31 protein-coding genes, 1 pseudogene and 1 other annotated feature are annotated in these 24,378 nt (G+C 37.8%); of the genes and pseudogenes, 13 read left to right on the top strand and 19 right to left on the bottom strand.

Annotation, left to right across the window (positions count from 1 at the left end; all coding sequences use genetic code 11):
- Nucleotides 1-232: 232 nt before the first annotated feature.
- The 8 genes from dapA to K6V43_RS02385 form a co-directional block, all read right to left on the bottom strand.
- A complete protein-coding gene (gene dapA, locus K6V43_RS02420) occupies nt 233-1,168 on the bottom strand; it encodes a 4-hydroxy-tetrahydrodipicolinate synthase (protein ID WP_172019614.1) in 936 nt (311 codons plus the stop codon).
- Nucleotides 1,169-1,238: 70 nt separating this feature from the next.
- Nucleotides 1,239-2,315 (bottom strand): aspartate-semialdehyde dehydrogenase, encoded by a 1,077-nt coding sequence (locus K6V43_RS02415; RefSeq protein ID WP_024392816.1) that lies wholly within the window; start codon nt 2,313-2,315, stop codon nt 1,239-1,241.
- Between the two features lie 159 nt (nt 2,316-2,474).
- A complete protein-coding gene (rplL, locus tag K6V43_RS02410) occupies nt 2,475-2,840 on the bottom strand; it encodes a 50S ribosomal protein L7/L12 (RefSeq protein ID WP_002936483.1) in 366 nt (121 codons plus the stop codon).
- A 65-nt stretch (nt 2,841-2,905) separates the two neighbouring features.
- On the bottom strand, nt 2,906-3,400 hold the full coding sequence (gene rplJ / locus K6V43_RS02405; protein WP_002936486.1) for a 50S ribosomal protein L10: 495 nt from the start codon (nt 3,398-3,400) through the stop codon (nt 2,906-2,908).
- Nucleotides 3,401-3,426: 26 nt separating this feature from the next.
- Nucleotides 3,427-3,561: a sequence feature (ribosomal protein L10 leader region), on the bottom strand.
- A gap of 285 nt (nt 3,562-3,846) precedes the next feature.
- Nucleotides 3,847-5,940 (bottom strand): type I DNA topoisomerase, encoded by a 2,094-nt coding sequence (gene topA / locus K6V43_RS02400; RefSeq protein WP_222381421.1) that lies wholly within the window; start codon nt 5,938-5,940, stop codon nt 3,847-3,849.
- A 92-nt stretch (nt 5,941-6,032) separates the two neighbouring features.
- The gene (gene dprA, locus K6V43_RS02395) at nt 6,033-6,875 is read right to left on the bottom strand and encodes a DNA-processing protein DprA (RefSeq protein ID WP_222381418.1); all 843 of its coding nucleotides are present in this window, start codon (nt 6,873-6,875) and stop codon (nt 6,033-6,035) included.
- Between the two features lie 58 nt (nt 6,876-6,933).
- The gene (locus tag K6V43_RS02390) at nt 6,934-7,491 is read right to left on the bottom strand and encodes a sugar O-acetyltransferase (protein WP_024392294.1); all 558 of its coding nucleotides are present in this window, start codon (nt 7,489-7,491) and stop codon (nt 6,934-6,936) included.
- Nucleotides 7,492-7,502: 11 nt separating this feature from the next.
- Nucleotides 7,503-7,763: a metal-sensitive transcriptional regulator gene (locus tag K6V43_RS02385; protein WP_171989405.1), complete on the bottom strand. Its 261-nt coding sequence runs from the start codon at nt 7,761-7,763 to the stop codon at nt 7,503-7,505.
- A 120-nt stretch (nt 7,764-7,883) separates the two neighbouring features.
- Between K6V43_RS02385 and K6V43_RS02380 the strand changes: the two genes are divergently transcribed.
- The 4 genes from K6V43_RS02380 to trhA all read left to right on the top strand — a co-directional run bounded on the left by K6V43_RS02380 (nt 7,884) and on the right by trhA (nt 11,159).
- Nucleotides 7,884-8,219: a rhodanese-like domain-containing protein gene (locus K6V43_RS02380; RefSeq protein WP_024397128.1), complete on the top strand. Its 336-nt coding sequence runs from the start codon at nt 7,884-7,886 to the stop codon at nt 8,217-8,219.
- Nucleotides 8,216-9,871: an FAD-dependent oxidoreductase gene (locus K6V43_RS02375; RefSeq protein WP_222381414.1), complete on the top strand. Its 1,656-nt coding sequence runs from the start codon at nt 8,216-8,218 to the stop codon at nt 9,869-9,871. The genes K6V43_RS02380 and K6V43_RS02375 overlap by 4 nt, the downstream gene beginning before the upstream one ends.
- A gap of 108 nt (nt 9,872-9,979) precedes the next feature.
- Nucleotides 9,980-10,519 (top strand): DUF1836 domain-containing protein, encoded by a 540-nt coding sequence (locus tag K6V43_RS02370; protein WP_222381502.1) that lies wholly within the window; start codon nt 9,980-9,982, stop codon nt 10,517-10,519.
- Entirely contained in the window at nt 10,509-11,159 is a 651-nt protein-coding gene (gene trhA / locus K6V43_RS02365) for a PAQR family membrane homeostasis protein TrhA (RefSeq protein WP_024397131.1), read from the top strand. The genes K6V43_RS02370 and trhA overlap by 11 nt, the downstream gene beginning before the upstream one ends.
- Nucleotides 11,160-11,192: 33 nt before the next feature.
- On the opposite strand, the pseudogene K6V43_RS11690 reads toward trhA, so the two are convergent.
- From K6V43_RS11690 to K6V43_RS02335, 7 genes and pseudogenes are all read right to left on the bottom strand, one after another.
- Nucleotides 11,193-11,759, bottom strand: a pseudogene (locus tag K6V43_RS11690) (YdcF family protein); the annotation flags it as partial.
- A gap of 239 nt (nt 11,760-11,998) precedes the next feature.
- A complete protein-coding gene (locus tag K6V43_RS11685) occupies nt 11,999-12,202 on the bottom strand; it encodes a hypothetical protein (RefSeq protein ID WP_261311756.1) in 204 nt (67 codons plus the stop codon).
- Between the two features lie 2 nt (nt 12,203-12,204).
- A complete protein-coding gene (gene rnhB, locus K6V43_RS02355) occupies nt 12,205-12,978 on the bottom strand; it encodes a ribonuclease HII (RefSeq protein WP_222381411.1) in 774 nt (257 codons plus the stop codon).
- Entirely contained in the window at nt 12,965-13,816 is an 852-nt protein-coding gene (gene ylqF / locus K6V43_RS02350; RefSeq protein WP_002936502.1) for a ribosome biogenesis GTPase YlqF, read from the bottom strand. The genes rnhB and ylqF overlap by 14 nt, the downstream gene beginning before the upstream one ends.
- Nucleotides 13,817-13,884: 68 nt before the next feature.
- Nucleotides 13,885-15,132 (bottom strand): tyrosine-type recombinase/integrase, encoded by a 1,248-nt coding sequence (locus tag K6V43_RS02345; protein WP_044678221.1) that lies wholly within the window; start codon nt 15,130-15,132, stop codon nt 13,885-13,887.
- Nucleotides 15,133-15,206: 74 nt separating this feature from the next.
- On the bottom strand, nt 15,207-15,461 hold the full coding sequence (locus K6V43_RS02340) for a hypothetical protein (protein ID WP_044678220.1): 255 nt from the start codon (nt 15,459-15,461) through the stop codon (nt 15,207-15,209).
- Between the two features lie 448 nt (nt 15,462-15,909).
- Nucleotides 15,910-16,338 carry a hypothetical protein gene (locus tag K6V43_RS02335; RefSeq protein WP_044678218.1) on the bottom strand — a complete coding sequence of 143 codons (429 nt, stop codon included), beginning with the start codon at nt 16,336-16,338 and terminating at the stop codon, nt 15,910-15,912.
- Nucleotides 16,339-16,991: 653 nt separating this feature from the next.
- Between K6V43_RS02335 and K6V43_RS02330 the strand changes: the two genes are divergently transcribed.
- Nucleotides 16,992-17,957, top strand: a complete 966-nt coding sequence (locus tag K6V43_RS02330) for a site-specific integrase (protein ID WP_044678215.1) — start codon at nt 16,992-16,994, stop codon at nt 17,955-17,957.
- A gap of 68 nt (nt 17,958-18,025) precedes the next feature.
- Complete coding sequence (locus K6V43_RS02325; RefSeq protein WP_044678214.1) at nt 18,026-18,631, top strand: hypothetical protein; 606 nt, start codon at nt 18,026-18,028, stop codon at nt 18,629-18,631.
- Nucleotides 18,632-18,684: 53 nt separating this feature from the next.
- Here the strand turns inward: K6V43_RS02325 and K6V43_RS02320 are convergent, their stop codons facing one another.
- Nucleotides 18,685-19,068 carry a hypothetical protein gene (locus tag K6V43_RS02320; RefSeq protein ID WP_044678212.1) on the bottom strand — a complete coding sequence of 128 codons (384 nt, stop codon included), beginning with the start codon at nt 19,066-19,068 and terminating at the stop codon, nt 18,685-18,687.
- Nucleotides 19,069-19,227: 159 nt separating this feature from the next.
- Between K6V43_RS02320 and K6V43_RS02315 the strand changes: the two genes are divergently transcribed.
- Genes K6V43_RS02315 through K6V43_RS02290 form a run of 7 tightly spaced genes read left to right on the top strand, consistent with a single transcriptional unit; the run spans nt 19,228 to nt 22,511 of the window.
- Nucleotides 19,228-19,917 carry an XRE family transcriptional regulator gene (locus tag K6V43_RS02315; RefSeq protein WP_029170896.1) on the top strand — a complete coding sequence of 230 codons (690 nt, stop codon included), beginning with the start codon at nt 19,228-19,230 and terminating at the stop codon, nt 19,915-19,917.
- A 2-nt stretch (nt 19,918-19,919) separates the two neighbouring features.
- Complete coding sequence (locus K6V43_RS02310) at nt 19,920-20,147, top strand: hypothetical protein (protein ID WP_044678207.1); 228 nt, start codon at nt 19,920-19,922, stop codon at nt 20,145-20,147.
- Nucleotides 20,137-20,265, top strand: a complete 129-nt coding sequence (locus K6V43_RS11460; protein ID WP_014636309.1) for a hypothetical protein — start codon at nt 20,137-20,139, stop codon at nt 20,263-20,265. The genes K6V43_RS02310 and K6V43_RS11460 overlap by 11 nt, the downstream gene beginning before the upstream one ends.
- 4 nt (nt 20,266-20,269) lie before the next feature.
- Nucleotides 20,270-21,685, top strand: a complete 1,416-nt coding sequence (locus K6V43_RS02305; protein WP_105117910.1) for a Y-family DNA polymerase — start codon at nt 20,270-20,272, stop codon at nt 21,683-21,685.
- Nucleotides 21,682-22,050, top strand: coding sequence for a hypothetical protein (locus K6V43_RS02300; RefSeq protein ID WP_024052924.1), 369 nt, complete (start codon nt 21,682-21,684; stop codon nt 22,048-22,050). The genes K6V43_RS02305 and K6V43_RS02300 overlap by 4 nt, the downstream gene beginning before the upstream one ends.
- Complete coding sequence (locus tag K6V43_RS02295) at nt 22,037-22,336, top strand: DUF5960 family protein (protein ID WP_024052923.1); 300 nt, start codon at nt 22,037-22,039, stop codon at nt 22,334-22,336. Before K6V43_RS02300 ends, K6V43_RS02295 begins: the two co-directional genes overlap by 14 nt.
- A gap of 10 nt (nt 22,337-22,346) precedes the next feature.
- A complete protein-coding gene (locus K6V43_RS02290; protein WP_221739391.1) occupies nt 22,347-22,511 on the top strand; it encodes a DUF5960 family protein in 165 nt (54 codons plus the stop codon).
- Between the two features lie 39 nt (nt 22,512-22,550).
- Here the strand turns inward: K6V43_RS02290 and K6V43_RS02285 are convergent, their stop codons facing one another.
- From K6V43_RS02285 to K6V43_RS02275, 3 genes are all read right to left on the bottom strand, one after another.
- A complete protein-coding gene (locus K6V43_RS02285; RefSeq protein ID WP_044678204.1) occupies nt 22,551-23,306 on the bottom strand; it encodes an ATP-grasp domain-containing protein in 756 nt (251 codons plus the stop codon).
- A 56-nt stretch (nt 23,307-23,362) separates the two neighbouring features.
- Complete coding sequence (locus K6V43_RS02280) at nt 23,363-23,551, bottom strand: hypothetical protein (protein WP_044678202.1); 189 nt, start codon at nt 23,549-23,551, stop codon at nt 23,363-23,365.
- Between the two features lie 256 nt (nt 23,552-23,807).
- A complete protein-coding gene (locus K6V43_RS02275; RefSeq protein WP_044678199.1) occupies nt 23,808-24,161 on the bottom strand; it encodes a hypothetical protein in 354 nt (117 codons plus the stop codon).
- Nucleotides 24,162-24,378: the final 217 nt, after the last annotated feature.

Raw genomic sequence — 24,378 nt, 5'->3', positions numbered from 1 at the left:
TTAAAACACTTCGCTTTTTTATTTTTCAGGCTCAGGTCTCTGTGGTCACTTTCGTATTTCTTGGTGACCAGCTGATATACTTCGCTTTTTTATTTTTCAGGCTCAGGTACGAATAGTCCACTGGACTATTCGTATCCCCCGAACTGTTTCACTCCACTGAACTATTCGTATCCCCTGACTTTCCTCGCTTTCCAGTTTCTAGGCTCGGGTTAAAAACGTCCACTGGACGTTTTTAATAATCCGGTCTGACTACTCCTGTGACGGTGGCTTTTGTTGCTTCATAATCGCCGTCTACAACGACCTTGATGATGCGTTTTGCATCTTCAACAGGACATGGTACGAGTGGTAGGCGAAGCGGTCCAACTTCAAATCCTAGATAATTTAATACTGCTTTCACCGGTGCAGGGCTTGGATATGAGAATAAGGCATTGACTTTCGGAATAAATTTCCGTTGAATGGATGCTGCTGTTTTGATATCTTGCTGGGCGATAGCGGAAATCATTTCGTACATCTCATCACCATTGGTATGGGACGCGACAGAGATGACCCCATCCGCTCCCAGATTCATTGCATGGAAAGCATCACCATCTTCACCAGTGTAGACTAAGAAATCTTCTGGTTTGTGCTCAATCAAATAAGCCATATTGGCAAGGCTAGTACACTCCTTAACTCCGATAATATTAGGATGTTCAGCCAAACGCAACATGGTTTCAGGAGTCATTTCCACCACTACACGTCCAGGAATATTGTAAATGATAATTGGTAAATCAGAAGCGTCAGCAATGGCCTTAAAGTGCTGATACATTCCCTCTTGAGATGGCTTATTGTAATAAGGAACAATAGCCAAACCAGCTGCAAAACCGCCAAAAGCTGCGACTTCTTTGGCAAACTCAATTGAGTCACGGGTATCGTTAGTACCAATACCAGCAATTAGAGGAACACGGCCATTGACAATTTTTTGAACTGCACCAAACAACTCCAATTCTTCTTCGTGTGTCAATGTCGGACTTTCGGCTGTTGTACCTGCTAATAAAATACCTTCCGTATGATGTGCCAACAAATGCTCAATTAATTCTGGTAAAACGTCAAAATTGATAGAACCATCTTCTTTGAAAGGGGTAATCATCGCTGTGATAATTTTTACATCACGTAAATCTTGAATAGACATCGTACTTCCTCTCTTCTTGTTGCTAAAAAAGGCTGAGCGCAGTCTTTTGTGTACTTCTGTTAATCAGTTCTTATTTCAATTCAAATTTCAGCTCTGTTGTTGGACGAACAAGACCACGTTCATGAAGTGTTTCTGCGATTTGAACTGAGTTCCACGCAGCACCTTTCAACAAGTTATCTGAAACAACCCACATATGGATACCATTTTCCTTGTCCAAATCCTTACGAATACGACCAACAAAGGTATCACGACTTCCAACCGCATTGACCGCTTGAGGATAAATTTGATTGGCAACATCATCTTCGAGAACAGCACCTGGGAAATCAGCGATTGCTGCTTTGACTTCATCAATCGGAGCAATCTCTTTTGTCTCAATGTAAACAGATTCTGAGTGAGCTGACAAAACTGGAATACGAACACAGGTCGCAGAAACAGCAATACTATCATCTTCCATAATTTTCTTCGTTTCCTTCGTCATTTTCATCTCTTCGTAAGTATAGTCATTTTCAGTGAAGAGGTCAATTTGAGGAAGTGCATTGAATCCAATTGGGTAATGTTTCTTATCACCACCAGAAGGAAGAATGTTTGCTTCAACAGCTTTTGGCTCAACACCATCATTCAATACAGCTCGAAGTTGAGCCTGCGTCTCTAGGATTGCACCCATACCTGCACCAGATACAGCTTGATAAGTTGAAACGATAATCCGTTCCAAGCCCCACTTCTGACGAATTGGTTCCAAAGCAACCATCATTTGAATAGTTGAACAGTTTGGACAAGAGATAATTCCATTATGTGCATCCAAAGCATGTGCATTAACCTCAGGAACAACCAAAGGAACATCAGGATTTTGACGGAAATAAGAAGTATTATCTACAACAACTGCACCCGCCTTAACCGCGTATGGAGCGAACTTAGCAGATGTAGAACCACCAGCTGAGAAAAGCGCAATATCAACACCTTCAAAGGCAGTTTCAGTTGTTTCTTCGATAACAATCTCTTGTCCTTTAAATTGAAGGGTTTTTCCCGCAGAACGAGCAGAAGCTAATAAACGTACTTTTTCGATTGGAAGAGTTGATTCTTCCAACATTTTAATCATTTGCGCACCAACTGCACCTGTCGCACCAACGACAGCCACTACATATGCCATAAGTATCTCCTTTAGATCAATTCTTCAAAATTTTCTAAAAATTTATTATTTCTTAATTATACCACATTTTATACAAATGAAAAGTAAAAATATGAAAAAACCGCTACTCCTTAAAATAGCGGTTTTTCCTATATTTAGGCTACTTGAGTAGTTGCTCTATTATTTAAGAGTAACTGAAGCGCCTGCTTCTTCCAATTTAGCTTTGATTTCTTCAGCTTCTGCAGTTGCAACGCCTTCTTTAACCATAGCTGGTGCACCGTCAACAAGCTCTTTAGCTTCTTTAAGGCCAAGACCAGTGATTTCACGTACAACTTTGATAACGCCAACTTTTTTGTCGCCAGCAGATGTCAATTCAACGTCGAATGAATCTTTAGCTTCTTCAGCAGCACCACCAGCTGCAGCAACAGCTACAGGAGCAGCCGCAGTTACACCAAATTCTTCTTCGATAGCTTTAACAAGGTCGTTAAGCTCAAGGATAGTAGCTTCTTTAATTTCAGCAATAATGTTTTCAATGTTCAATGCCATTGTGATTTTCCTCCAATTTAGGTTTTTAAATAGTTTGTAGCACTAAGCAGCTACGCTCTGACACATTAAGCTGCGTCTTCTTTTTCTGCAACAGCTTTGACAGCGTATGCAACGTTGCGAACTGGCGCTTGAAGTACAGAAAGCAACATAGAAAGCATGCCTTCGCGGTTTGGCAATGTAGCAAGTGCTTCGATTTCTTCTTTAGAAGAAACTTTACCTTCTACAGCACCACCTTTGATTTCAAGAGCATCAGCAGTTTTCGCGAAATCGTAAATTGTTTTAGCTGGAGCAACTGCATCGTTTGAGAATGCAACTGCAGATGGGCCTACAAACAATTCTGCAAGACCTTCAAGACCAGCTTGCTCAGCAGCACGACGCAAGATTGAGTTTTTGATAACTTTGTACTCAACTTCTGCACCACGCAAGTTACGACGAAGAACTGTATCTTGTTCTACTGTCAAACCACGAGCGTCTACAACAACGATAGATGTTGCAGCTTTCATTTGCTCAGCAACGGCATTTACTAATTCCGCTTTTTTAGCGATAATAGCTTCACTCATTTTTTTACCTCCGTTTTTATTTTGGGCTAGGCACAAAAAAATCGCACCTAAACCTAGACACGAAAGTACAAATACGTTTATCTCAATAATCGTTTTGTGCCTCGGTAGGATGTTTATGAGTCCAGCTCCCCTACTGTCTTAGGTCAGTTTTTTCAAACCTCAATTATCATAACACAGTATTTTCAATAATGCAAGACTTTTCTCCTGTTTTTTTAATTTTTTAAACATTTTTTCAAAGCTGAAACAGTTCACTGAACAGTTTCGCTCCACTGGCCTGTTAAACCCAATCAACCACTGCACTGAGAATTGACTTTGAATTTTTTGACCAGCCTCGTTTAAAGTTGAAAATAAGGAAACGAAGTTTCCTCGCTTGTCGAAGTAAGCTAAGATAAACTAACATGACTATAAAAAACAACTGCCATTCCCTTGAGAATAGCAGTTTAATCTTATTTAATCTTGTCTTCTTCGTAGTCACCATTTGGACAGACAACTTGTTTACCACCACCACGAACTTTTTTCTCAACGAGATAGTGGTCGCATTTCGGACAAGAACGCCCGACTGGCTTGTCCCAAGAAGTAAATTCACACTCTGGGTAGCGATCGCAACCATAGAAAAGACGATTGCGTTTACTCTTGCGTTCAATCACTTGCCCTTTTTGGCAAACTGGACAAGTCACACCGATTTCTTTAGTGATTTGCTTGGTATTGCGACAGTCTGGGAAATTGCTGCATGCATAGAATTTTCCAAAGCGACCTAATTTAATAACCATTTCATGTCCACAAACATCACAGTCAAAGCCAGCTGGTTCATCCTTAATTTGGATTTTTTCCATCTGTTCTTCTGCCTTAGATAATTCTACCTTGAATGGCTGATAGAAACCGTCAATGACCTTCTGCCACTGCTCTTTCCCGATTTCTACATCATCCAATTTTTGCTCCATATCAGCTGTAAATTTGACATTGACAATATCTGGGAAAAATTCAACAATCAGCTTATTAACGATTTCTCCGAGTTCAGTTGGTTCAAATCGCTTAGCCGCAAGCTTAACATAGTAACGTTTTTGAATGGTTTCAATCGTTGGTGCATAGGTTGACGGGCGACCTACACCATTCTCTTCTAATGTTTTAATTAAGGTTGCTTCAGAGTAGCGAGCTGGTGGCTGAGTAAAGTGTTGTTCTGGATTTGTTGACGCACGCACCACCGTGTCACCTTGTTCCATATCTGGCAACATTTTATTTTTATCAGCGTCGTTATAGACAGCCATATAACCATCGAATTTTACTTGGCTACCATTAGCAGCAAAGACAATACCATTTTGACCCAAACGAACACTCATGGTATCAAAAACTGCTGCAGCCATCTGACTAGCAACAAAACGATTCCAAATAAGAGTATAAAGTCGTAATTGATCTTTGTCCAAGTACTTAGCAATCGACTCTGGTGTTAAGTTTACATTCGATGGACGAATGGCTTCATGGGCATCTTGTGCACCACTAGCATTTTTGACTTTATTGCTATGTTTTGAATACTTAGAACCAAAGCGCTCTGTAATAAATTCAGCAGCTTGCGCCTGGGCAACAGGGCTAATACGTGTTGAATCCGTACGCATATAGGTGATCAAACCTTGGGTACCACCTGCGCCAAGACTGACACCCTCATAAAGTTGTTGGGCAACCATCATGGTTTTACGAGTACGGAAATTGATTTTATTAGCCGCATCCATCTGCATGGTAGAAGTTGTGTAAGGCAGAGGTGCATTTCGTTTGCGTTCCTTACGCTCAACCTGTTCTACTAAGAAATCATCTCCATCCAGACGAGCAAGTATTTCCTTAACTTGGTCGTTGGTTTCGATTTTTACCTTCTTACCATCTAAGCCATAAAAAGAAGCCTGAAACTTCTTACTGCCCTTTTTGAAGGTTGCATCAATTGTCCAATATTCTTCTGGCTTGAAATTACTAATTTCATTTTCACGGTCGATTATTAATTTGAGGGCAACCGATTGAACACGTCCTGCTGACAGACCTTTCTTAACCTTCTTCCATAGAATGGGAGAAATAGAGTAGCCGACAATGCGGTCCAAAACACGACGCGCTTGTTGGGCATCTACTAAATCTAAATTGATAGCACGCGGTTCTTGAAAGGCATTTTTAACTGCATCTTTTGTGATTTCATTGAAGACAACTCTGTTTTTGTCATTTTCATCCAAGCCCAATATGTGAGCTAGATGCCAAGAAATAGCCTCCCCTTCACGGTCTGGGTCACTCGCTAAAAAGACTTGTTTGGCATTTTTTGCTTCTTTTTTCAATGAATTGATCAGTGGACCTTTTCCCCGAATATTTATATATTCAGGTTCATAATTATTGTCAAAGTCAATAGACATACTCGATTTTTTCAAATCACGAATATGTCCTACTGAAGCAACAACCTTATAATTTTTCCCAAGATACTTTTCAATTGTTTTCGCCTTAGCAGGCGACTCCACAATCACAAGATTTTTCTTGGTTGTTGATTTTTTCTTACTAACTGTTTTTGTAGCCATTCTTTTACCTTACTGATATTGTTAATCTCACAAAGAATATACTATTTTTTAGTCAGTGTCAAGATTTTTATTTTCCTATAGGAAAACTTGTTTTAAAATCGGTAGTCTGAAAGGATGTCCAAGCCTGATGTAATGCACTTTGCTCCTTCCTGAATCAAATGATGACAGCCATCTGATTTTCCATCCACAATAGAACCAGGAATGGCATAAACTTCTCTTCCTTCTTCCAAGGCACGTTCGCAAGTAATCAAGCTACCAGACCGCATTTTTGCCTCACAGACCACCAGACCTTCAACCAATCCGGCAATAATGCGATTTCGCTCGGGGAAATGGTATTTTAAAGGCTGGGCATTCGGTTCATACTCTGTCAGTACTAAATGATGTTTTCCAATATAGTATTGTAACTCCTTGTTTTCCTTAGGATATACCTTATCTAATCCAGTTCCAATCACTGCAATGGTTTGTCCGCCATTTTTCAAACTCGCAATATGAGCTGCTGTATCAATCCCTCTAGCCATACCACTCACAATAACAAAGCGATTATTGAGTTCTTTGATAATTTTCTGAACAGATTGAATGCCATTTTCACTGGCATTGCGCGTACCTACTACTGCCAATTTTGATTTTTCAAGTAATTCAAGATCACCTTGATAAAATAAGAGAACTGGTGGATTATAAATTTGTTTTAAAGCTGTGGGATAAATATCATCCAAAATCGAAAAAGATGGATACTTATTAAATTCCTCCCTGCAAGCCTTAGTATCTAAATTCTTATAATTTTCCATGAAAAGAATTGGATTTTTACATTCAGATACTACAGCGATATTCCGTAAAGTTAATTTTTTACCTTGTTTTTCTTGATAGGCCAAAACTTTATTAATATTAAGATTGGACAAGCCTGCTTTTTTCCATTTAAACAATTCAAAATTATTCATTTTCTTCACCTCACTTATACTATTCGCAAGGAAAGAAAAATTCTCCCAAATGGAAGAATTATTTTTGAGGTATTTCTTTGATAACACGCGCAGGATTACCAGCCAATACGACATTATCGCCAAAAGATTTAGTAACAACGCTACCTGCACCGACAACGACATTGTTGCCCAAGGTCACGCCTGGTAAAATTGTCACACCACCACCAGCCCAGAAATTATCACCAATGGTAATAGGTGCGCCATATTCCAAGCCAGAATTGCGTTCGTCAGGGTCCAAGGGATGCAAGGGAGTCAGTAGTTGCACATTGGGACCGAGCATAGCATTTTTCCCGATTCGTATCGGACAGACATCAAGCATAGTACAGTTAAAATTAGCATAGAAATCCTCTCCGACATGAATGTTGCTTCCGTAATCACAATAGAAATTAGGTTCCATGTAAATGCGCTCACCTGTAGCTCCAAACCAGTTTTTCAAGATTTGAGAACGTATAGATCCATCTAATTCATTATTGAAGTTCCGCATATTTTGGCGAGCCAACGTTCTCATTTGTCGAAGTTCTGAATCCGCTGCAATGTACAATTGTCCAGCAACCATTTTTTCTCTCTCAGTTTGCATACCCTATCCCCCTATTTTTTAACAATCAAGTTGATTGCTTCTTGTAACCGAGCTTCCTGTTCTTCAGGATTATCAGATGGATGCTCAATACAAGCTTGTACTTTTTGAGCAATCACTAACCCCATGATACTATTAATACTTGAACGGACAGCGCTCAATTGAGTCACAATATCAATACATTCTTGCTCCTCATCAATCATTTTTTGGATACCACGAAGTTGACCTTCTGCTCGTTTTAGACGATTCATCATGTTCTTTTTTTCTGTTTTCATACTAACTATGGTACAGTTAGTTTTAGGAATTGTCAATTATTATACTTGACAGCTACTGATATAATTGTTATATTTTATATACCCTATAGGGTATGGAAAAGGAGTAGGAAAGGAGTAGATATGTTTAAACAAATTTTTTCAGGAATGTTTTCAACAGGAGAAGGCATTCCAATTTCTGCCTTAGAGCAAACACTAACAGAGAATAACACCATTTTACTTGACGTTCGCGAAGAGGACGAATTTATCAATGGTCATATACCACAAGCGAAAAATATGCCATTGAGCCAACTTGATTCTTTCAAAGGTAATAAAGATACACATTATGTTATCATCTGTCAATCAGGTATGCGCAGTCAGCGTGCGACAGATTTTCTCAAGCAGCAAGGCTATCAAGCAACTAACATTCAGGGTGGTATGAATGCCTGGAATGGAGCAATTAAAGGGGGGAAAAAATGAAAATCATTATTGTAGGTGGTGTTGCAGGTGGAATGTCCGCTGCCACACGTCTTCGTCGTCTCATGGAAGATGCTGAAATCATCGTTTTTGAAAAAGGGCCATTTGTCTCCTTTGCCAACTGTGGTCTACCCTATTATATCTCTGGAGAAATAGCTGAGCACGATAGCTTATTACTTCAAACGCCAGAAAGTTTGAGAAATAGATTTAACTTAGATGTCCGCCCCTACCACGAAGTAATCAACATCAATCCTGACCTTCAAACAGTTACCGTTCAAACATCGAATGGTGAAATCATGGAATCCTATGATAAACTCATTTTGTCACCGGGAGCTAAGCCTGTCATCCCACCACTAAAAGGGATTGCTGAAGCTGAAAATCTTTTTACCTTGCGGAACGTACCTGACTTAGATAAGATTATGGCAAAATTAGAACAAATAAATTCAGGAAAGGCAGTTGTAATTGGTGCTGGTTTTATCGGTTTAGAGATGGCTGAAAACTTGGCCCTAAAAGGACTGACAGTCACTCTAGTTGAGCAAGCTCCTCATGTCTTACCAACTTTTGATTTGGAAATGGCTCGGTACATTGAGACAGAGTTAAGCGAAAAAGGTGTCCATGTGATGACAGGTCAATCTGTTACCGCTTTTCATGATAAGGGACAAATTTTAGAATTGTCTAATGGTCAAACCTTAGCTTCAGATATTACAATTCTTTCAGTCGGTGTTGCACCAGATAGTGAATTAGCAAGTCAAGCAGGAATCGAACTAGGACTTCGAGGGGGCATACTAGTTGATCAGAACTATCAAACTAGCCAAAAACATATCTATGCTGTTGGAGACGCCATCATTGTCAAACAAGAAATCACAGGTCAGGATGCCTTAATTTCATTAGCCTCACCTGCAAACCGTCAGGGGCGACAAGTGGCCGATGTCATTGCAGGTCTCCCTCGCAAGAATAGAGGTTCAATCGGAACTGCAATCGTTAAGGTCTTTGATCTTGCTGCTGCTTCAACAGGATTAAGCGAACGGGCTGTACAAGCATTAGGTTACAAACATGCCGTTGTCCATACAACAGGTAAAGACCATGCTGGTTACTATCCTGGTGCAACAGACATTGTTCTAAAACTCATTTTCTCACCAACTGATGGTAAAATCTTTGGTGCTCAAGCTGTTGGAAAAAAAGGGATTGACAAGCGAATCGATGTACTGGCCACTGCTATCAAAGCTGGTCTAACTATTTTTGATTTGCCAGAATTAGAATTGACTTATGCTCCGCCATTTGGCTCAGCCAAAGATCCAGTCAATATGATTGGATATGCTGCCATGAATATCGCTGAAGGAATTAGCCAAAACATCCAATGGCACCAGTTAGAGGAAGAGCTCGCTGCTGGAAAAATCTTGCTGGATGTTCGTAATCCAGCAGAGCTTCAAAATGGACAATTCATGAACTTTCTTCATATCCCTCTGGATCAACTACGTGATCGAATTGATGAGTTGGACCCTGCAAAAGAATACATCGTCAGCTGTCACAGCGGACTTCGTTCTTATATTGCCGAACGGCTTTTGAAAGAAATGGGATTCACCGTAAAAAATTTGGATGGCGCTTATTCGCTATACAAAATGGCCTTGCCAGAAAAAATTGTTGTACCAACTTAAGAAAAAAGTATCTGTCATTTCCGAATGCAGATACTTTTTTTCTTGACAATAGAAAAGGATTGTCTTACAATCTAGTTATGAATACTAGATAAGAGAAAGTAAATGATTATGAAACAAACCCTCCCCTACTGGCATGAATTACCTGACTTAGATTTGTATTTGGACCAAGTTCTGCTGTATGTCAATCAAGTAGTCAATTCTCAGGAAAGCCTTGAACAGAAGAGTTTATATTACAGTAGCCTAGGAAACGAAGGTGATGATAGAACTGGGGTTCATCAAGGCAAGTTGACAAGGGATAATGTTGATTTTCGAAGGGTATTAACTGCTGCAATGATCAATAACTATGTCAAACACAAACAGATTGAAAAACCTGTTAAGAAAAAATATCAAAAACAGCAAGTTGCCCGCTTGATAGCATTGACTATCTTAAAAAATGTCTTTTCCATTCAAGAAATCAGTCAGACCTTAAATCTTCTTCTCCACTCGAACAACTCTGAAACCTTATACAATCATTTTGTTGACTGTATGCGAAATGAGGAGAGCGATGAAACTCCTGACATCATTCGTTATGCCTGCCAGTCTGTTAAACTATATTACAAAACCCGTCAACTCACGATGGAGTTAGAAAGGAGTAACTATGAATCCTAGTTTGAAATTGAGCCTGCAACTATCCTTTGGAGAGGAGGTTGCTAACAGTGTCACACATGCGGTTGGAGCTCTATTGATGCTTGCTTTGCTTCCTGTCACAGCTATTCATTCCTTTCAAGATTATAATGTGACAGCGGTAGTTGGCATGTCTATCTTTGTCATCAGCCTATTTCTCATGTTCCTATCCTCTTCCATCTACCACTCCATGCCCTACGCTTCTACTCACAAATACATCCTAAGGATTATCGACCACAGCATGATTTACATTGCTATCGCTGGAAGCTACACACCTGTTGCCCTATCCTTGGTCGGTGGTTGGTTGGGGTATCTAATTGTTGGTTTGCAGTGGGGATTAACTATTTTTGGTATTCTCTACAAAATATTTGCCAAAAAAATCAATGAAAAATTCAGCCTTTTTCTCTATCTCTTTATGGGCTGGTTGGTTGTCTTTATTCTGCCAGCTATTCTGCAAAAGACTGGACTTGTTTTCGGAATTCTAATGCTAGCTGGTGGTTTATCTTATACCATTGGCGCCCTCTTCTACGCCAAGAAAAAGCCCTATTTCCATATGATTTGGCATCTCTTTATCCTACTAGCTTCGGCACTGCAATATATCGCCATTGTCTACTTTATGTTATAAGAAAACAGCTTCTAGAAAACTAGAGGCTGTTTTTTAATGCATTAAACTGATGATCATTCCAAACAGATAAATCACTGAAACAATACCGATTACAACTAGATGCGTCTTTCGGCTCATAACCAAGTACCCAACAAATTCCCGAATGAAAGCATTAAGGCTAAAGTAAAATCTGGTTTTTGCGCCGTAGCCGATACATTTGATTTTCAATTGTCGTGCCAATAGCAGAGCTCTGAAAACGTGATAGTAATTGGTTACAAGTGCAAAGCGACTGCCAGGTTTCATCAGGGCATAGGAAAATTTCAAGTTTTCCTCGGTATTGGTTGATTGGTTTTCTATCACAATATCTTCCGCAGGAATACCCTGTTCCAAGGCATAGTTAGCCATGGCCTGCCCCTCTGCCAGAAGTTCATCAGGACCCTGTCCGCCTGACATGATCAGCTTGCTGCCAGGATGCTTCTGGTAGATCGCTATGCCTTTTTCAATCCGTGAAGCCAAAAGTGGCGTTACCTTGTCACCAATCAAGCCTGCACCTAAGACCACCACATAATCAAGCTTGCCTGAGAAGAGATTGACCAAATTGACAAAGCTAGACGTGGTATAGAGCATGCTGATGATAATGGCATAGGACACCAAAAAACCAATGTAGACGAACACCATATTGAAAAAGCTGATGCCTGAAAGGGATTGAACCACAAAGGGAGCGATGAAGAGATAGAAAGTCAGGGCGACCGCCAGTCCCATGGATAGGAAATTATGGAAGCGAACCCCTTCTCTCTTCAAAATCTGAAATCCATTTAGATAAAGTGTGAAAAGCAAGACAAATGGACCACTTAACAAGGCTAAAAAAGCACCATCGCCACGGCTATAGCCAGCAAGCGCAAGATTTCATTGTTTTCGAGAATGCCTGTTGAGATAATCCATGCCAAGGCCCAGACGAGGATGTTCAAGGCAAACAGTGAGATAAAAATTGACCGCCGCTCCCAGAAATAGACGAGAGCAAACAAACCGATCGCCGCTAAAAATAAGCAGAAAAAGACTGTCAAGACTAGTTTCCCCCTGCTACCATAGACTTAATGGGCTCAAAGGTCTTGCGGTGAATGGGCGTGATGCCTAGCTTGTTCAATCCTCCTAAGTGCTCTGCCGTTCCATAGCCTGCATTCTTTGCGAAGCCGTAGCCTGAGAACTCCTTGTCATAATCCGCCATCATCTTGTCCCGCGTCACCTTGGCCACGATAGAGGCCGCTGCGATAGACAGGCTATTGGCGTCCCCCTTGATGATAGAGATTTGCGGTATGGAGGTATCCAACTTCATTGCATCTATCAAGAGGTGTTCAGGCTCTTGGTTCAGCTTTCCCAAAGCCTCTAACATAGCTAACTTGGTCGCCTCGTAGATGTTGACCTGGTCGATGACAGCTGCATCTTTGACGCCCACACCGACTGCTACAGCATGCTCAATTATTTCATTGTAAATAGCCTCGTGCTTGGACTTTGGAATTTTCTTGGAGTCGTTGAGGTAGCGGATTTTGCAACCCTTGGGCAAGATAACCGCTGCAGCCACCACAGGACCTGCTAGAGGCCCCCGGCCGACTTCGTCGATGCCAGCGATTAACTCCACCCCATTTTCATAAAGGGCTTTTTCGTAGAATAGCATAGCTTCTAAGCGAGCGTCTTCTGTTGCTTCTTTTTCCAACTCCTTTTGGCGTTTCTTGATGGCAGCCTGAACCCCAGCTCGATCATCCTGAGCTAGTTCCAACCAGACAGAGCTGTCTAAACTGTCCACCTGAGCAAGCAGAGCAGTCACTTCCTTAATCGTTGCCATCTAAGTCACTCACCCTGTCTAATGTATAAGTGCCCAAACGCCCGTCCCGAACATCCTTGACAAAGAGGTTATAAAAACGGTCATAATCATCACGGAAGCCCAATTTCTTGGTCCAATCCATGATGAGTTCAGGGGTTTCCTGCTCCAAATCCATGCCCTTGAACCGCTCTTGCAAGCGTTCTGGGTAGTTGGCCTTGAAATAGTCCAAACCAAAAATAGTCACTTCATCCATAGGCAAAAGTTGGTCCTTGATGGCTCCAGTCAGAGCCAACTTAAGTCCAACTTCCTGGTCCTCAAACTTAGGCCAGAGAATACCTGGTGTATCAAGGATTTCAAGGTCCTTGTTTGACTTGAGCCACTGTTGACCTTTGGTCACACCTGGTTTGTTGCCAACAACGGCGATTTTCTTTCCAGCCAGACGGTTCATAAGGGTGGACTTGCCTGCGTTTGGAATACCGATAATCATGGTTCGCAGGGTTTCTTTTTGAATCCCTCTTTCGCGGAGACGTTCAATCTTGTCTTTCATCAGACTCTTGGCTGCGTCGGTCACCTTTTTCACCGTCGCTTGCTCTTTTGAGTTGATGGCAAGGGTACGAATGCCCTGACCTTCAAAGTAGCTCTGCCATTCTTTGGTTCGAACAGGGTCAGCCAAATCGACCTTGTTGAGAATCATGAGCTTGGGCTTGTCACCAACAATCTTAGTCAACATTGGATTTTGACTGGATAAAGGCAGGCGGGCATCGACCAAAATAGTCACGAAATCAACATGCTTGATGTTTTCCTGCACCTGACGGCGCGCTTTTGACATGTGGCCCGGGAACCATTGAATTGTTGCCATGGGATTAAAACTCCTTTACTTTGGGCTTTTATGAGCCTAACTTGATATTTTTTATAAGAATTGGGCAGTTATTGGGCAAAATCAAGCTTATTAAAATAAGTTGTGATTGCTTGAACTGATTTTTCTTGAGTCCCAACTTCAAGATGTGTATATCCATTAGTTGTCTCTACTTCAACGTGTCCAACTCTTAATTGAATTTCTTTTAATGGTACATCATTATTATTTCTCAAAGCTGAAATATGAATATGACGGAAACTGTGTGGTACAACGTTTTTGTTCCATTTAAAACCATACCGAGCTTCACAGTTTTTTCGTAAATCTTTATTGATTCGTGTCAGAATAGCTCGAAAACTTTGCGAGGTGATTGGTGAACCATACTCTGTCTTAAAAAGATAATCATTTTCCCAAAATGCCTCGGATGGATGGGTTGTCATATGTGTTTGAAAATCTTTATTACGAATGGAAACTCGTTGAACTGCCTCCATAACAAAATCTGGAAGTAAGATTGTCCGCTCACCAGCCGTAGTTTTTGTTGAATCATCATAAAAATCTTCAACTTTCAGGTCATGCGATTGTAGTGACTTTGAAATTTCAACACTTTGTTTATCAAAATCAAAATCTGTCTCACGCAACGCAGAGGCTTCTCCAATTCGACAGCCTGAACCTACCAGAAAAATTGCTAGATCAAAGTAATTTTTATTCCTTCGCTTATTTAGTTCTGAAAACAGAACTTGGACTTCTGCTTCTGTCAAAAACTTTGCTTCTTTACGTTCTTTGCGTTCTTTCTTATCTGAAATTGAAGCATAAAGTTTAATAACTCTGGATGGAGAATAGGGAATAACAGAATGCAGGACTGCATAATCAAAAATTTTATTCAAGGTTGATTTAATATGTTGCATCGTTGAATGACTAGCATTATATTTAACTCGATATTCTTCTAAACTATTTCTTATTAAAAGTGGAGTAATAACTTCTAAAAGTATGTCGTTAGGAAGCATCTCGGAAAGTCTGTTTAATACCAATCTTTCACGTTTAACGGTGTTAGGTTTGACAGTTGTAGACCAAGTTGAAAACCAATGTTCAATTAACTCTCCAAACGTAGTTATTTTTTTCGATTTATATTTTGATTCTAATTCATTGACGATTCTGTCAATTTTGTCCAACAATTCACGTTCTGCTTGTCGAATAGCCTTTGGACTATTCTGTTTAAAGGAAACGGAAGCTCTTTTAATCTTATTTGTAATCGGATCTGTATAACGTTCTATCACAACATAGGTTTCATTTCCATTTTTATCTACTCTCGTTTCTAAATACATATTATTCCTTTCTTTAAAAACGATAAAATAGATAGCTAACCAAACTATTTTACCATTTTTTTCTTTTTTTTGCTTTATCGTTTTATTTTCGTTCGATGTTTATATCTTAGAAATTCTTCAAAGCGATCAATTTTAACAAACATTGTCTTATGTGAAGGATTAATAACGGCATCACGAAATTTTTTACTTGCTCTCATTTCACGTAGCCATCTATTCAAGGTATGTATTGATAATCCAGACCAAATTTTTAAAAGAGTTTGCTTATCAGCCCATCCACTGCCGTTACTGTATTTCATCTCATACAGATTTTTATTATTTTTTGAATTCATATTAAAATCCACTTTCTTTTCTCAAAAGCAATTATGCCACAATCGTATGAAAATCTTGATAAAAAATTTTTTTATTCAAATTTGTAGCAACAAATAGTCTTTCATAATATATGGATTGAATTCTCAATAACTTTAATTATTCATAATAGTTTTTATCGAATTTCATGGGTGATAGTCCAACATTCTTGGAATTTATATATAGAAAAAAATATTTTTAATAAAGCGAAACACATTGATTACACAATAAACTAATATATTATTGTCCTCACAATTTGAAGATAATCGTCTCTTCTCCTGCTACACATAAAACGCTCTAGTAATCAAACTGGAGCGTTTTTGTATTATCATATTAAAGAATAACTGTAATTTATTGATCATTCATTTGAAAAAGCAAGATTAATAAAATCAAGTTGAAATATTAACTAATTTTGTTTTCAAGTAGAAGCAGTTAAGATGATAAAATAGATTTTTTATTTCCTTCCAGAAAATTATCAAATCCCAAAGCTTGAATTGCTGAAATCGCAACATACCAGTTACCATTACAATAATGTGTAAAAATAACTTTCAGAGCATTTAGGAAATGTTGAATATCCTTTTCCATATTTGAAAACGAGAAAGAAGTTATCGATGGGTCATAAGCTGGATAAGTCATTTCAATAATGACAAGCGCATCTGATTCTTCTGTTTCATCAAATACCTTTACCACGATATTGGAACCATCATTTTCTAATTGTAATTCATAGTAATCATCTGTTACGTACGGTATCAAAGAAAAATCTGTTCTTCTCCCATTTTCTGCAGCTTCTTCTTCTGCAGAAAATATTTCGTGTTTTATATGCTTAATGAGTACCTCATTAGATTCTAATAATTTTTTCATACATTACTTTCCTTTCTTTAAATTTCTTAAATCCTCGCTATATTTAGTTATTTTTATCCACTCATAAACTGAACCTCACTTCCTATTTTGACTATATTATGCCACTTTCACGTGAAAATAAAAAAACGTGCAGAACATACTTGCAAGCGAGCGAACATTATCTACTCGTTTTTTTATTTTTTTCAAAAAATGACATAATACTATTGAATAAAATTGATGTAATAGAGATTGGAGGTGGAATACTGTATCATTTGATTATCAACACTGGACTCGGTGAAAAATGAAATTTCAAATGCACAGACTTCTCTTGTTATTGGGTGTCATTGACCATAATGAGAATGTGAAAAAATAGTGAAATAAATGGTTATTCTACGAATGAAATGAGTACAGAATAACCATTTATCAAAAAATATAGTACAGAAAAAAGTGTTTAATACAAAGTAAATTACGAAAGTTCGATATAAAAATAACCAGTTCAATGACTTAACGATAATTTTTGAGATATTCAACGGTGCTACTGAAGAATATTGAAAACGATAGTCCAAAAGGACAGCCTCAACGAAAATTATCGGAGCATACCCAGCTCGTAATTAAAAAGGGTGGGAGGCAATTTAACAGTAACAAGCATTTTTAAGAAAGAAAGGAGAAAGAGAATGCCAAGAAAAAGGAATTCTTTGAAACATGATATATTCGTCTCAGCAACTAAAAATGTTACAAACAATACATCTCGAACTTCATACAAACGTTCTGCTACTCGTTTTTCTAAATGGGCTAAGGTTAATGGAATAAAGAAAATTTCTGATATTACAGAAGAAGTTCTTCAAAAATATCATGATGATCTTCAACAAGATCCAAAACAGTACACTCCCGCAACTATTCATACATACCTCGCTCCAATCGCAAAAGCTTCCGGAATCAACCTCAATCGCATCAAAAAACAAAAACGAACAAGCGATAAAATAGTTAGAGGACGAAAACATGAGGCTAATGAACAAGGGAAAAAACAAGAATTGAACTCTCGCTTCTCTCGCCTTTTAAACTTTCAGAAAGTCGTTGGAATTCGTCGTAACGAACTCAAACACCTTACTGGTTCAGATTTTAAAGAAGATGAATATGGCAATTGTTATGTTTATGTTAAAAGGGGAAAAGGGGGAAAGAAACAGATGCAATATATATTGCCTAAAGACGCTGAAATAGTAAGGAAAACTTTTCAAGGAATCGGGAAAAACGAATTAGTATTCAAAGAAGAAGAGATGAATAACCAGATTAATTTACATGCGCTACGTGCTCAACATTCAAGAGATAGCTACTTCTTCTACCTTAAAAAGATTCAACAAAACCCAAAAATGAAACACACACTTTCAAATTTCCTAATCAAAAAATGGGAAGAAGGACATCAGAAATTAAAAAATGAATCACCAAGTCAATACGAAAAACAGCGTAGAAACTTCATTTATGACCTACGCGACGAACTTTATGTTCTGCGTGGGTCAAATAAATCAAAAGCTATTTCCTCTGGAATGCCAATCGAATATAACCGTTTAGCGCTAATGGCTGTATCTGTTTTAAATTTATCACATTGGCGTTTATCTGTTACTGTAACAAATTACATTTTGTAACAATTTTTTTGATTTATTGTTTCTGACATAATGTATTTGTAGAATATTGAAGTAATGGAGGACATAATATGAGGAATCAAAATAATCTACAAAACATAAACCGAAACACTATTTTCGCAAGAGGAAAAATTATTGAAATTAACGATAAAGATTGCGCACCATCATTTATCTTATTCATTCGAAATGGTGCAGGTCGTAAACATACATATTTAACACTCAGATATGATCCAAATATTTTATATCCAATTAAAGGTACGAATGTTTACATCGAAGGACATTTGAACAATGTTATTAATTCGAATAAATTTAAGAATCAACATTATTTTGCTGATAATCTAACTGTAGTGCAAACGGAAATATCAAATTATTTCAACCTATCAAAGTCGAATGGATTTGCATTCCCAAAGCATTTTGCAAAATTTTTTGTTTATGGAACTGTTATTAATATGAATGTTAATAACAATTCCATCTGGATTGAACTTAAAATTAAAGATGAAAATGATAATGAAGTCAAAATTCAGTACAGCAAAAAAATGAGAGTCAGTGACATAAAATTTAAGGTTGGTGACAAAGTATATGTCTATGCATTACCAATATCCACAGAAAAATTATTAAATGAGGAAATAGTGAACTTTGAAACATTAGTGGCAGAAGATATTGTAATCGAGCAATAAAAAAATAGAAAAAAGTGGAGACTTCGAACGATTGAAGTTTCCACTTTCTTTTGTTAATTTTCGATACTTCGCAATTTTTTAAAAGCATTTTTGTATTGCATATTAGCATATTTTACTATCTCTTCAAAATCCTCCTCACTTATCCCGTTTCCTTCAATTTTATTCGAGATTCCAAATGGTTTATTTAATATATCCACTATTTCATGCCAATAATTTGCAGTCAATTCATCTTCTGGTAGTTGTTCTTCAATTAAGTCACGACGTATTTGTTTAAAAGCCTCATCTAGTTTTTCAATTGAGCAATCGAGGCAGTGAGGTTGTATGTAATCTCTCATGGCAATTTTACAATCCTCAACATTGTTCGTGTGTGAAAATTTTTTCAGAATATCATTCATATCGTTATAAAAATTAGAAGGTAGCTCATTTTTCTTTCTCATAGAACTCTTTCCTATCCTTTATTTAGTCCATTCAATTGAGTGTATTTCTTGTATTTTATCACAATCATCTAAAATACAATACAAATTATTTTACTTATTGCTTTTTTGTCCAAATTTGTTATAATTTTGTTAATCTATAATTTAACAAAGAAGGTTTTTATGTTTTCAAAAGAACGTCTGAAAAATCGAAGAAATGAAAAAAAGTTATCACAATCCGAAATTGCTTCTAAAATTGGAGTTAATAGAACTGCGTTTCATAATTGGGAAAATGGAAAGAGCGTCCCTAACAAAAAAAACCTCATTGCCCTCGCTGCTATCCTTGATGTCCCTGTCACTTATTTTGAATCTGAATACTATATCGTCAATAACTATCTTCAGTTATCTCCTGATAATCAGATAAAGGCAGAAGACTTTGTAGAGGAGCTTCTTCTTTCCCAACAAACCTCTAAAGTAACTCCACTCTTCTCAGTCCAAGTGCTATCAGATATCCAACTCTCAGCTGGTCTCGGAGAAGGATTCTTTGACGAGTTTGAAACTGAAACAGTCTACTCAGATGAGGAACAATACGGTTACGACTTTGCAGCTTGGATTGAGGGAGATTCTATGGAGCCTGTCTATAAGAGTGGTGAAGTCGCGCTTATTCGCTCGAACGGATTCGATTATGATGGAGCTGTCTATGCATTATCATGGAATGACTCAGTTTATATCAAAAAACTCTACCGCGAAGAATATGGGTTCAGAATGGTTTCCCTGAATAAGGACTATCCTGAAAAGTTCATCCCTTATGAAGATGAGCCGAAAATTGTTGGTCTAGTTGTAGGTCACTTTATGCCTGTCGAGGGAGTATAGTCATGAAATTGAAAGATATTTTAGAACTTGGAACATACGGTTTCAATCCTGATTGTAAAGTTGAAATTTTCAATATGGACAACTTTGAAGAGCGGCTAGAAAATGAAGGATTCGATGAAATTCTTATTCCTCAAAATGAGGATGCAAAAATCTATCCTTACGCTTTTTTAATAGAGGATTCTATTTTGATCGCAATGACTGAGGAGGATGACAATTCCAATGAATGTTAAAGAAATGATTTACATAAAGGATGAACGCATTATCTTCACTCCTGATAAGTTCGAATACGACATCACTGATTACATCGGTGAACTTATCGAAGAGCTAGAGAAACTCAAACGGAGATAATCTTATGGGCTATATTGACTACTCTATAGAACCTCAAAGTGACATAGCCTTCCTCGATATGAAGTCCTTCTACGCTTCGGTAGAATGTGTGGATAGAGGTTTGCATCCACTCTACACATCATTATGTGTCATGAGCCGAGCAGATAACTCAGCAGGATTAATACTAGCTTCTTCTCCCATGTTTAAGAAAGTATTTGGAAAAGCAAATGTAGGGCGTTCCTACGACTTGCCATTTGATATAAACACTCGTAAATTCAGCTATCAGAATGCATGGAAGCAGGACATTGAGGTAACACCGAAGTATAAATCTTTCATCGAACACTGGGCAAAGCGTACACTCATCGTTCCTCCTCGAATGGACAGATATATTGAGAAGAATCTAGAGATTCAACATATCTTTCAAGACTATGCTGCTCCAGATGACATTCTCCCCTATTCAATTGATGAAGGTTTTATCGACCTTACTAGCTCACTTTCTTACTTTATTTCTGATAAGTCAATGTCAAGGAAAGATAAGTTAGATAATGTTTCCGCTATGATTCAGAGAGATATTTACCGTAAAACAGGTATTATCTCAACTGTAGGCATGAGCAATTCCAACCCCCTGCTAGCTAAACTAGCTCTAGATAATGAAGCTAAGAAAACTGCTACAATGAGGGCTAACTGGTCATACCAAGATGTAGAAACCAAAGTATGGTCCATACCAAAATTATCAGACTTTTGGGGGATTGGCAATAAAACAGAGATTCATTTACAAAAACTTGGTATTCATTCAATCAAAGAACTGGCCAATTTCAATCCCGATATTCTCAAAAAAGAATTCGGTAAAGTCGGAGTTCAGCTTTGGTTTCACGCAAATGGAGTTGACGAGAGCAACGTCCATGACCCCTATAAACCAAAATCACGAGGATTGGGTAATTCTCAAGTACTTCCTAGAGATTACAGAACCCAAAGAGAAATTGAAATCGTATTAGCTGAAATGGCTGACCAAGTTGCTAACCGTCTTCGCTCGGCACATAAAAAAGCTACTGTCGTTTCTATTCATATTGGCTATTCTAGAACTGAGATGAAAAAATCAATTAATGCTCAGAAAAAAATTGACCCAGCAAATCTTCCAAAAACAATGGTTGGTCATGTACTTGAATTATTCCGAAAGAAATACACCTCTGGTGCAGTGAGGCAAATCGGTGTGTCTTATGGTGGCTTTGTAGATGAAAACTTTACTCTACTGTCACTTTTTGATGATGTAGAACAAATTGAAAAAGAAAATAGACTTCAGACAGCAATTGATGTTGTCAGAGAACAGTTTGGCTTTTTAGCTATTCAAAAAGGAACCGTCCTAACCGAAGGTTCCAGAAATATAGAACGCAGTAAACTTATCGGCGGTCATTCCGCTGGTGGATTGGAGGGATTAAAATGATTGATCGTTCATACTTGCCATTTCAGTCAGCAAGAGAGTACCAGGATACTAAGATGCAAAAATGGATGGGATTTTTCCTATCTGAGCATACATCTGCTCTTTCTGATGATGCAAACAAAGTAACGTATATGTCTGATTTATCACTAGAGAAGAAATTATTACTCCTCAGTCAAGTGTACACTGGGCAATTGCACACACGCATTCATGTCGTTGAAAAAAACAAGCGAGTTTCCTACACTGGGACAATACCAAGTCTGAACAAAGATTTCATTTTGATAAAAACTACAACAGGTCACATCAATTTGAAATTGAACGACATAATTAGTATTGAACTTGTAGAGGAGGTGCTCTATGAATCAGCTTGAGTTTCAGCGTAATCACCTTCAAATGGACTATTACAGCGAGAGCTACCAAGATTTTGAACGTGACTTCTACCGCTACTCCAATATGAATATTCCATTGACCTTCCTGACTGATGATATCATCAAAACAATGGCGACTTCTCGTAAGAATTACTTTGTCCTAAATAAGGAAAAGGCAAGAGATAACCGTGATCACTTCTTCATATTTGAGGTAAGTACCGTAGATGAGAATCCGCTAATCTACCATTATACATATAAGAAAACTACAACATATTTAGCAGAAAAATAGGAGCAGTTCGATTTACTGTTCTTATTTATATGCTTTCATAAATTTCTTCAAGCTCAATGAGGATAATGCCGAAGACAACCGAGATCACTACATTCAATTCAATATTGAGCCTATCGAGAACAATAAGCTCATCAGAAAATATGTTTACCTAAAGACCGTTTACTCAATAAACTAAAAAGGAGCCATACACTCCTTTTCATATTGACGAAAATATCTATTTATTTACCAAAGAAAAGTCAAAAACTGGATTTTTGCTAAAATACGGTTCAACCATTTCTTCCCATCTAGCTCTAGAAAATTTAATGGATTTTAAAGGTGATAAACCATAATTTCCGAGAGCATAACCATCGTTTACTTCAACAACTAATGTACGACCATCCTTAGTAACACCAATATCTAAACCATAAGCCCTAGGTGCACTACCCCAAGCAGCAACCGCTTTGTCAATAACACTGGCATCGTACTGGGCATGATAGTCACCTGTATATGGACGAACATCCAGTACCTCTCCATTAAGTATAAAACAGCGCCACTCTGCAACAAATTCTACAATATCACTAATCCAAATAGGATAGTCAAATGGTAATCCAATACCAACCAAATCTCGGGTCCCATTAACTACTCTTCCTGTAAAAACCTTTGAACCAGCTTTGGGCTTAATAAATTTGCCCCAATTATCAGGAATATTGACAATCTCTCCCATAAGTCCCTCTCGGATAGTGCGACCATAAAATTCAGAAAGCTCCTCTGGGTAGTCAATAACTGGTATATCTATTCCCATCCAAGACAACAATAATCTCGTCTCAGCAATATAGTCAATAATGAGATCTTCACGGGTTAAAGTTTCTAATTCACTAAAATCACTATATAACACTACTTCTTCTCCTAATAAATGAGCGCCTACTTGAGCATTATACTTATTAATAGATACTTCACTTAATCTACTGCTATCTTTTATATAAACAACCATTTCTACACCTTTTTATCACTAGTGCAACACCAATATTCAAAAAAATAAAATATATTTTATTTTTTTGAATAGATTGCTCCCATAATATCATCAAAATAATCAACTGTATTCAGTAATAGTTCAATAATCTGCGATTTTGTCAATCTCATACCTCGCCTATCACGAGCATCTTCAATGAGCAATTCCAATTTCTCAAGATTCTTATCATCTAAACTAATCATAATACGATTTTTATCTGTAGCCACATCTATCACCTCTCATTCATATTAACACAAGTGTTACACCTCTGTCAACTATACGTTCTGAAAAACTTTAATTTATAAATTGAGTGAGTTACTATCTGATTGCCACGTCAAGCAGAAACGGCTTAAAGCTTGAGCTACTACTGTAAAATTAAAAAGACAACTTTCACACCATTCCTCAAGTAATTTGTCACAATAAAGACAAAGCTACTCTACAAACTAAAAAGGAGTCTTATGCTCCTTTTAGTTTGTACCACTTTCAATACCAAGCTCTCATGCCATTCTCTGGTGGATTACCTTTTTCTAAACCGTCTATAATACCAGAGATAGCCTGATCTGCATAAAATCTTCTGGTGTACCCCTCAGAAACATATTCTTCAAAATCATTACCGCCTTCCTCAGCAATCATATCATTGAGAGATTTTATCAGGCTATTTCTTTCCTCGGCAGTAACATACCGTTCAAAGTCCCTATCAGCTAACTTAACTAGATAGATACTCTCATTTTTTAAATTTAATTCAATGACACCTGGCTCTGATATAAAATCACCTTCAGGATAATAATGATAAGTATAGGTGCCATTTTCTGATGTAACAAGTTCAAATTTTACCATATTCTCTCCCACTAACTTGCTATTGCTCGGTCTTCAATATCAAACCTACCTTTTTGAAGCAGGTCATTTCCCTAAATTAAGTGCCTCATCTTTTGGTATCTGTACTACTTTAGAAAAGTTACCATTGATACTAGGTCTCCTCTTTAAATCAAATATATTTCAAAATATTACTCCGACTCATCATATTCTCTATGATTGCAAAATTTTTTGCTATAAA

The sequence above is a fragment of the Streptococcus suis genome (assembly GCF_019794615.1).
Lineage (GTDB): Bacteria > Bacillota > Bacilli > Lactobacillales > Streptococcaceae > Streptococcus > Streptococcus suis_AI.
Note: the sequence above shows the minus strand (reverse complement) of the source record. Positions and strands in the feature narration are given on the sequence as shown.

Coding starts and splice junctions, on each gene's coding strand:
- K6V43_RS02275 (WP_044678199.1), bottom strand. CDS start 24,161: ATGGTAAAATTTGAACTTGTTACATCAGAAAATGGCACCTATACTTAT.
- K6V43_RS02300 (WP_024052924.1), top strand. CDS start 21,682: ATGATTGATCGTTCATACTTGCCATTTCAGTCAGCAAGAGAGTACCAG.
- K6V43_RS02390 (WP_024392294.1), bottom strand. CDS start 7,491: ATGCAAACTGAGAGAGAAAAAATGGTTGCTGGACAATTGTACATTGCA.
- rplL (WP_002936483.1), bottom strand. CDS start 2,840: ATGGCATTGAACATTGAAAACATTATTGCTGAAATTAAAGAAGCTACT.
- K6V43_RS02345 (WP_044678221.1), bottom strand. CDS start 15,132: ATGTATTTAGAAACGAGAGTAGATAAAAATGGAAATGAAACCTATGTT.
- topA (WP_222381421.1), bottom strand. CDS start 5,940: ATGGCTACAAAAACAGTTAGTAAGAAAAAATCAACAACCAAGAAAAAT.
- K6V43_RS02335 (WP_044678218.1), bottom strand. CDS start 16,338: ATGAAAAAATTATTAGAATCTAATGAGGTACTCATTAAGCATATAAAA.
- K6V43_RS11460 (WP_014636309.1), top strand. CDS start 20,137: ATGAATGTTAAAGAAATGATTTACATAAAGGATGAACGCATTATCTTC.
- K6V43_RS02415 (WP_024392816.1), bottom strand. CDS start 2,315: ATGGCATATGTAGTGGCTGTCGTTGGTGCGACAGGTGCAGTTGGTGCG.
- K6V43_RS02295 (WP_024052923.1), top strand. CDS start 22,037: ATGAATCAGCTTGAGTTTCAGCGTAATCACCTTCAAATGGACTATTAC.
- K6V43_RS02340 (WP_044678220.1), bottom strand. CDS start 15,461: ATGAATTCAAAAAATAATAAAAATCTGTATGAGATGAAATACAGTAAC.
- trhA (WP_024397131.1), top strand. CDS start 10,509: ATGAATCCTAGTTTGAAATTGAGCCTGCAACTATCCTTTGGAGAGGAG.
- K6V43_RS02285 (WP_044678204.1), bottom strand. CDS start 23,306: ATGGTTGTTTATATAAAAGATAGCAGTAGATTAAGTGAAGTATCTATT.
- ylqF (WP_002936502.1), bottom strand. CDS start 13,816: ATGGCAACAATTCAATGGTTCCCGGGCCACATGTCAAAAGCGCGCCGT.
- K6V43_RS02330 (WP_044678215.1), top strand. CDS start 16,992: ATGCCAAGAAAAAGGAATTCTTTGAAACATGATATATTCGTCTCAGCA.
- rnhB (WP_222381411.1), bottom strand. CDS start 12,978: ATGGCAACGATTAAGGAAGTGACTGCTCTGCTTGCTCAGGTGGACAGT.
- rplJ (WP_002936486.1), bottom strand. CDS start 3,400: ATGAGTGAAGCTATTATCGCTAAAAAAGCGGAATTAGTAAATGCCGTT.
- K6V43_RS02380 (WP_024397128.1), top strand. CDS start 7,884: ATGTTTAAACAAATTTTTTCAGGAATGTTTTCAACAGGAGAAGGCATT.
- K6V43_RS02310 (WP_044678207.1), top strand. CDS start 19,920: ATGAAATTGAAAGATATTTTAGAACTTGGAACATACGGTTTCAATCCT.
- K6V43_RS02305 (WP_105117910.1), top strand. CDS start 20,270: ATGGGCTATATTGACTACTCTATAGAACCTCAAAGTGACATAGCCTTC.
- dprA (WP_222381418.1), bottom strand. CDS start 6,875: ATGAATAATTTTGAATTGTTTAAATGGAAAAAAGCAGGCTTGTCCAAT.
- K6V43_RS02385 (WP_171989405.1), bottom strand. CDS start 7,763: ATGAAAACAGAAAAAAAGAACATGATGAATCGTCTAAAACGAGCAGAA.
- dapA (WP_172019614.1), bottom strand. CDS start 1,168: ATGTCTATTCAAGATTTACGTGATGTAAAAATTATCACAGCGATGATT.
- K6V43_RS02370 (WP_222381502.1), top strand. CDS start 9,980: ATGAAACAAACCCTCCCCTACTGGCATGAATTACCTGACTTAGATTTG.
- K6V43_RS02375 (WP_222381414.1), top strand. CDS start 8,216: ATGAAAATCATTATTGTAGGTGGTGTTGCAGGTGGAATGTCCGCTGCC.
- K6V43_RS02325 (WP_044678214.1), top strand. CDS start 18,026: ATGAGGAATCAAAATAATCTACAAAACATAAACCGAAACACTATTTTC.
- K6V43_RS02315 (WP_029170896.1), top strand. CDS start 19,228: ATGTTTTCAAAAGAACGTCTGAAAAATCGAAGAAATGAAAAAAAGTTA.
- K6V43_RS02320 (WP_044678212.1), bottom strand. CDS start 19,068: ATGAGAAAGAAAAATGAGCTACCTTCTAATTTTTATAACGATATGAAT.